The organism is Chthoniobacter flavus Ellin428 (assembly GCF_000173075.1).
Lineage (GTDB): Bacteria > Verrucomicrobiota > Verrucomicrobiia > Chthoniobacterales > Chthoniobacteraceae > Chthoniobacter > Chthoniobacter flavus.
Genome location: NZ_ABVL01000001.1, coordinates 668,656 through 675,211, shown reverse-complemented (window position 1 = coordinate 675,211; position 6,556 = coordinate 668,656). Strand labels below are relative to the sequence as shown.

The 6,556-nt window shown below is 62.1% G+C and carries 6 protein-coding genes; 2 read left to right on the top strand and 4 right to left on the bottom strand.

What is annotated here, in order from left to right; all coding sequences use genetic code 11:
- Positions 1-79: 79 nt before the first annotated feature.
- From CFE428DRAFT_RS02855 to CFE428DRAFT_RS02840, 4 genes are all read right to left on the bottom strand, one after another.
- A complete protein-coding gene (locus CFE428DRAFT_RS02855; RefSeq protein ID WP_006977922.1) occupies positions 80-409 on the bottom strand; it encodes a DUF3820 family protein in 330 nt (109 codons plus the stop codon).
- Between the two features lie 31 nt (positions 410-440).
- The gene (locus CFE428DRAFT_RS02850; protein ID WP_006977921.1) at positions 441-1,154 is read right to left on the bottom strand and encodes a 3-keto-disaccharide hydrolase; all 714 of its coding nucleotides are present in this window, start codon (positions 1,152-1,154) and stop codon (positions 441-443) included.
- A gap of 250 nt (positions 1,155-1,404) precedes the next feature.
- The gene (locus tag CFE428DRAFT_RS02845) at positions 1,405-2,799 is read right to left on the bottom strand and encodes an IS5/IS1182 family transposase (RefSeq protein ID WP_006977920.1); all 1,395 of its coding nucleotides are present in this window, start codon (positions 2,797-2,799) and stop codon (positions 1,405-1,407) included.
- A gap of 66 nt (positions 2,800-2,865) precedes the next feature.
- Positions 2,866-3,705 carry a 3-keto-disaccharide hydrolase gene (locus tag CFE428DRAFT_RS02840; protein WP_006977919.1) on the bottom strand — a complete coding sequence of 280 codons (840 nt, stop codon included), beginning with the start codon at positions 3,703-3,705 and terminating at the stop codon, positions 2,866-2,868.
- Between the two features lie 301 nt (positions 3,706-4,006).
- On the opposite strand from CFE428DRAFT_RS02840, the gene CFE428DRAFT_RS02835 reads away from it, so the two are divergent.
- Complete coding sequence (locus CFE428DRAFT_RS02835) at positions 4,007-4,840, top strand: fumarylacetoacetate hydrolase family protein (protein WP_006977918.1); 834 nt, start codon at positions 4,007-4,009, stop codon at positions 4,838-4,840.
- 77 nt (positions 4,841-4,917) lie between these two features.
- Positions 4,918-6,516 (top strand): aldehyde dehydrogenase (NADP(+)), encoded by a 1,599-nt coding sequence (locus CFE428DRAFT_RS02830; RefSeq protein WP_006977917.1) that lies wholly within the window; start codon positions 4,918-4,920, stop codon positions 6,514-6,516.
- The last annotated feature ends 40 nt before the right edge of the window (positions 6,517-6,556 follow it).

Below are 6,556 nucleotides of genomic sequence, written 5' to 3'. Positions count from 1 at the left end.
GAAGTGTAGAGACTCCTATCAGTCCCATGGTCCTATACATCCTATCCCTCCTATTCTGGCTCGGCGAAGGCAGCGCCCCTCACTCGAAATGAATATTCCCCTGCCGGTTCGGCTTTCGTAGCGGGGTTTTGCCGCCCGCCTTCCGGCGCAGTTCGTCGAAGACCTCGTCCAGCCCGTCCACCTTCATCTGGTGCACGATGCGCAGCAGCTCGCCCAGTCGCCCCTGGGGAAATCCCCCTTTGCGGGCAAACCAAGCAAGGTATTCCACCGGCAAATCGTAGAGCGGCACCCCGCGCGGTGGAAAGTGCGCAGGGCCGAATTTGCCAAACGGCATGTGCGTCGTCGCGATATCGGCGAAGTCCGCTGCCATCCAGTCGCGAAGCCGCTGATCGTCTTCGTCGCTGGCCATCGGGATATACAGATGGACGCGGGCGCGCCGCTTACTTCGCGTCGAGCGTGCGAATCTTGATGTCGCGGAACTTCACCAGGCCGCCGTGATCCTGCAGCAGGATCGGCGAGGAAACCTTCTCCCCGAAGTGCGCCACCTTGGCGAATTTGCTCTTGGCGATGCGTGCCTTCATGTCGTCGCTGCCGAGTTCGAATTCCACGGTCTTCACGCCGTTGAGCCACTCTTCGCAATGGTTGCCTTTCACCACGATGCGGCTGGAATTCCACTCGCCCACCGGGTTGATCTTCTTGTCGGCCGGCGGTTCGATGAGGTCGTAGAGGCTGCCCGTTTGATGCAGACGCCCGCCCTTGATGCCGTCCGGATGATGCTCGTCGTCGAGCAACTGATACTCGAAGCCGACATTTTTGTCCGGGTTGGGCAGATTGTATTTCACCCCGCTGTTCGCGCCCGCGCCGATGATCCAGTCGAACGTCAGCTCGAAGTTTTCGAAGCGATCCTTGGTCACGACATCTCCGCCGCCGCCCGCTTCCGCATGGACGAGCACACCGTCCTGCACTGACCAGCCTTTTTCCGGGAAAGCGGTCTTGCCGATCGCCACCCAGCCATCGGTGTCCTTGCCGTCGAAAAGCAGTTTCCAGCCATCCGCCTTTTCCTTGGCCGAGAGGGTATTATGATCCTCGGCAAAGGCCGCGACGGTGAGGATCGAGAGGCTGGCAACGAGGGGAAGGAAGCGGGACTTGATCATAAAGGGGAGAGTGGGTGGGGAATGAAGAGCACCCGAAAACGGGCACCACGTCAACCGCGCCGTCATTCAACTCCTAGCAGCCTGTCGGAGTTAACCCTTGGTGCCTTCCTCACTGGCAGGAGCATTCGGGAGCGTTTTCTGGTCTGAGTTTTGGGTTGCCCCCGTGGCGGTTGGTTTTGCGGTCAGCGTGAAGGTTTAAAAGTCGCGCGGGAGCGTTCTCCGGTGCTGGAGGGCGGCTTGGCGTCCTTGCTCAGGTGGTTTGGAGATCCGTCCCGAGATGATAGAGGCGTTTGAGGTTGTAGCTTAGACTGACCAGCGTCCATTCCAGGTTCACCTTGGCCAGACCGCGCAGGCGGAAGCGCCGAAAGCCCAGCGCTTCTTTGATGATCCCGAAGACCGGCTCGATGGTTTGTTTGCGCAGCGCGTAAAGCGCGCGTCCGGCTTGGGTCTGGACCCGATGGGCCATGTGTTCGACGGGCGGAGCAGCGGCGGCCGGCGGGCTCGGATCGTCGCGCTTTTCGAGTTGGGCGATCGTCCGTCCGTGCTGCTGCCGGCCAGTCGCCGCGTAGACTTTCGGGCCGCTCCGCTCGCCCTCGGGGGCTTCGACGGCGGCGACGGCCGCCGCACTGTAGAAGCCGCTATCGACCAGCACCGAGGCGATGGTCGTCACCACGGGGCTGATGGCGGCCACGGTCGGCACCAGTTGTTGTTTGTCGTTGGGGGCGTTCGTCACGTGTTGGGCGATGATCAGGCGGCTGTCGACTTCCACCGCCGTCTGGGCGTTATAGCTTTGCTCAAAGTGCTGGCCACTTCCCGCTTTCATCACCCGGCTTTCAGGGTCGGTGAAGTTATATTGGTCTTGGGCGTCCGGGCCTTCGGGAGGCGGCTTGGGATCGCGTCCCCGCGGTTTCTTCCCACTCCTTTTGGCTTTGGCTTCTCGCTCCTGGACTTTGGCCCGGTAGGCGGCCAGTTCCTCCTGGCGGCGGGCTTGCGCACGCTCTTCGATCACCGCCACCGCTTCCTTGAGCTTGGCCAGGCGATCCTGCCGGCGGCTCACTTCCTCGGGAATGGAGAGCCCGTCCTGCAATGGAGCACTGTCGGCGCTTTCCGCTTTGGCCAGCAACTGTGCGATCTGCTCTTCGAGCAATTGCATTTGGGCGACGGCGTGGCCGTGGCTCACCGCGCTATGCTTGCTCGCAGAGGCGAGGATTTTTGTGCCATCCAGCGCCACGGTGATGTCCCCCACCTGGAGCACTTTGGCGCGCGCCGCGCATTCGAGCACCTGGTGAAAACTGCTTTCCAAAAGCGCCCGGTTGCCCCGGCGAAACTCGCAAATGCTGTCGTGGTCGGGATGAGTGTCCGCGCACAAGTAGCGCACCGCCACGTTCTCGTGCGTGAGCCCCTCGATTTTCCGGCTCGAAAAAGTCCCCGTGGCATAGCAGTAAATGAGCAGCCCCAGCATCATCGCCGGCGGATATTGTTCGTCGCCGGTCCCACGATGGTTGACCCGCGCTTCCCCCAGATCGAGCAGTCCAATGGCGTCCATGACGAAATGCACCAGATGGTTTTCCCGCACCCAGTCCCGCAAATCCGGCGGCAACAAAAGCGGCGTGTCGTGGTCGATATTGACAAAGCGGGCGGCCATTCCTTCTCTCTACCGAATTGGCCGCTCGATGGAAAGTCCGACAGGCTCCTAGGGAAAATCCTGCCCTTATCGAGCGCCCGTCGCCGCGGCCGGAGCCGCCGGAACTCCAGGGGCCCCCGGGGCCGCCGCGTTCCAGATCGGGCGGATGCGCAGGTTACGGAATTCCACTTCCTCGCCGTCGTCCATGATCAGCAGCGCCGTCTTGAACTTCGTGCCAAAGCCCTGCCACTGCTTCACACCACTCGCCTTCACCTGTTGCAGGAATTGCGGCGAGCCGAGATCGTATTCCACGACCTTGCCGCCATTGAGCCAGTGTTCGACATGATTGCCCTGCACCAGGATGCTGCCTTCATTCCATGAATCCGGGCCATTCAGTTTCTTGTCCGCCGACGGGGGGATGATGTTGTAGAGCGCGCCCGTGCGGCGGATCGGGCCGCCTTTGAGGCCGTCCGGATTATGGACGTCGTCCATGATCGTATAGATGAAGCCCTTCGGTTCCTTCGCCGAACCGGTGGCAAAATACATGATCCCCGATTTGCCGGAGACCGAGAGCTTCCATTCGAAGTGGAACTCGAAGTCCAGATACTGATCGAGCGTGATGAGGTGACCACCGGTCATGAGACCCATGTCCTTGATCTCCTTCACGCAGAAGATCGAGCCGCGGTCGATGCGCCAGCCGCGGTTGATCCAGTCATTGAAGGTCAGGCCGCGGAGGCCGTAGTTGTTGCGTCCATCGAAGAGAATCCGCCAGCCAGCCGCACGCTCTTCGTCAGTCAGCGTAAAGACCTTGGGTTCCTCTTTTTTCTCCCCCGTCTGATCCCCGGCTTTGGCCGGAGCATCCTGTGCCATTACCATGCGGGCGCCACACAAAATCACAGCGATCAGACTCAAAAACTTGGGTTTCATAGGGAAATTGCGCCGAGATGACTACGGCAGGGGTTAATTTCTTTGAAGCGGAAAAGGTTGTGCGGGAAAATGCGGAGGGCAAGGGAAGACCTGGTGACATTTCGGCAACCAGTATTTCCCCCATTTCGCGGGCATTCTCCTAAAGACGCACGAGTCCCCGGAATCTTAGCAAAGGATTCTATGACACTGCCCATTCTTCCCATTCATCCGCTCTTTCCCAACCCTTGGAAAAGCCACCGTCCGCCCTGCCGAAATTGACTTCCCACTTTCCCACTTTCGCACAATCTCCCATTCTCGACCCATGACCCTCCCGCCCGTCACCCTTTATCGCTCCTCGGAATACCTTCTCGCCCAGCGGGGCGAAGATTGCTTCCGCCTCGCGGAGCAGCAGCTCGACACGCTTTTCACCCAGGCCGACCCCGCGCGCTGGCTGCAGGATCAGCTCAGCCGCGCCGAACCCATCGTGCGCCCGTCAGCCCTCCTCGCCCCGATCGGCAGCCAGGAAGTATGGGCAGCCGGCGTCACCTACCTGCGCAGCCGGGACGCCCGCATCGACGAGTCCAAGGACGCGGGCGGCGGCACTTTCTACGACCGCGTCTATGACGCGCCGCGCCCGGAAATCTTCTTCAAGGCGACGCCGCAACGCGTAGTCGGGCAGGGCGCGAAGGTCCGCATCCGCAGCGATTCGAAGTGGAACGTGCCCGAACCGGAAGTCGCGCTGGCGATCAATCACGAGGGCCGCATCTTCGGCTACACCATTGGCAACGATATGAGCTCGCGTGATATCGAAGGCGAAAACCCGCTCTATCTCCCGCAGGCTAAAGTCTACGCGGCTTGCTGCGGGCTCGGGCCCGGCCTAGTCGTCCGCGAACCACTCCCGCGCGAGACGAGCATCGACCTCGAAATCCTCCGCGGCGGCCAGGCGGTCTTCAGTGGCTCGACCGCGCTCAACCAAATGAAGCGCAATTTCGAAGAACTCGCCGAATATCTCTATCGCGACAACACCTTCCCGCAAGGCGCCTATTTGCTGACCGGCACCGGCATCATCCCCCCTGGCGAATTCACCCTGCTGCCCGGCGACACGATTCGCATTAGCGTTGCGGGTCTCGGCACATTGGAAAACATTGTCGCCTAGATAAAAAGCTGCCTTCTCGACTGAGACGCCGACGGTCATAGACCGCCGCCACAGTCAGCCCTCATCCTTCACTCAATATGACTCTTCACGGAAAAAGCCTCATCGCCGGCGTCCCGGCCGAAACCAGCGCGCGGAGTTTTCGCGCCGTCAGCCCGCTCGACAGCAGCGAACTCGAACCTGCCTTTCACGAATGCGTGGCCGAGGACGTCAACCGCGCGCTCACTCACGCCGAGGAAGCCTTCCCCATTTACAAAAAAATCAGCGCCGAAGATCGAGCCGCTTTCCTCGAGAAGATCGCCGAAGAAATCCTCGCCATCGGCGATGACCTGATCCAGCGCGCCCATCTCGAGACGGGCCTGCCGATCGATCGCCTCACCGGCGAGCGCGGGCGCACCGTCGGCCAGCTTCGCCTTTTCGCCGAGGTCATCCGCGAAGGCTCCTGGGTCGATGCCCGCATCGATCCCGCGTTGCCGGATCGCAAGCCGCTCCCGCGTCCCGACCTGCGCCGCATGCTGCGCCCGCTCGGGCCAGTCGTCGTCTTCGGCTCCAGCAATTTTCCCCTCGCCTTCTCCGTGGCGGGCGGGGACACCGCAAGCGCCCTGGCCGCGGGCAATCCCGTGGTGGTGAAAGCGCACCGCGCGCACCCCGGTACGAGCGAACTCGTCGCCGGCGCCATCGTGCGCGCCGTGGAAAAGTCCGGCCTGCCGCACGGCGTCTTCGGCATGTTGCACGGCGCTGGTTCGGAAATCGGCATCGCGCTGGTGAAGCATCCTTTCACCCGTGCCGCAGGCTTCACCGGTTCGCGTTTCGCTGGCCGCGCACTCTTCAACGCCGCCGCCGGTCGCCCCGATCCCATCCCCGTTTTCGCTGAGATGAGCAGCCTGAATCCGCTCTTCATCCTGCCCGGCGCCCTGCGGGAACGCGGCGCGCAACTTGTCGAGGGATTGAAAACTTCCGTCACGCTCGGCGTTGGCCAGTTCTGCACCAAGCCGGGTCTCGTCTTCGGTCTCGGTGGGGCGGAGTTCGAAAGTTTCGCCGAGAAATTCGCCGCCGCCATCCGTGGCGCCGCTCCGGCGACGATGCTGCATCCCGGCATCTGCAAATCCTTCCACGAAGGCCTCGACGCCATGCATAAAGTCCCCGGCGTGGTCGTGCTCGCGGAAAGCGATACCGATGCCGAACCCAAGCGCACCCAAGGGGAGCCGACCGTTTTCGCCACCGACGCGGAAAATTTCCTGAAACATCCCGCGCTGCACGAGGAGGTCTTCGGCCCCTACACATTGCTCGTCGATGCGCTTAGCTACAACGACCTCCAACGCATCGCGCATCATCTCGAGGGCCAGCTCACCGCGACGATCCATGGCACGGCGGAAGATCTCGCCAATGCCGCCGACCTCCTCGCGATCCTCGAGCGCAAGGCCGGACGCCTGATCATCAATGGCTTCCCCACCGGCGTGGAAGTATCGCCCGCGATGAACCACGGCGGCCCGTATCCTGCGACGACCGACGAACGATTCACCAGCGTCGGCACTGCGGCGATCCAGCGTTTTGCCCGTCCGGTCTGCTACCAGGCGTTCCCCGGCAGCGCGCTGCCACCGGAACTCGCCGACGCCAATCCCCGGGGCCTCATGCGCCTCGTGAACGGCAAGCTGACTCGAGACCCGCTCTCCGCATAAAAGAGCCGAAGCCGCCGGCGATTCTTTTGAGAAAAGGTTC

Bases quoted from the DNA above. Each gene is read 5' to 3' on its own strand.
- CFE428DRAFT_RS02855 (WP_006977922.1), bottom strand. From the start codon at position 409: ATGGCCAGCGACGAAGACGATCAGCGGCTTCGCGACTGGATGGCAGCG.
- CFE428DRAFT_RS02850 (WP_006977921.1), bottom strand. From the start codon at position 1,154: ATGATCAAGTCCCGCTTCCTTCCCCTCGTTGCCAGCCTCTCGATCCTC.
- CFE428DRAFT_RS02845 (WP_006977920.1), bottom strand. From the start codon at position 2,799: ATGGCCGCCCGCTTTGTCAATATCGACCACGACACGCCGCTTTTGTTG.
- CFE428DRAFT_RS02840 (WP_006977919.1), bottom strand. From the start codon at position 3,705: ATGAAACCCAAGTTTTTGAGTCTGATCGCTGTGATTTTGTGTGGCGCC.
- CFE428DRAFT_RS02835 (WP_006977918.1), top strand. From the start codon at position 4,007: ATGACCCTCCCGCCCGTCACCCTTTATCGCTCCTCGGAATACCTTCTC.
- CFE428DRAFT_RS02830 (WP_006977917.1), top strand. From the start codon at position 4,918: ATGACTCTTCACGGAAAAAGCCTCATCGCCGGCGTCCCGGCCGAAACC.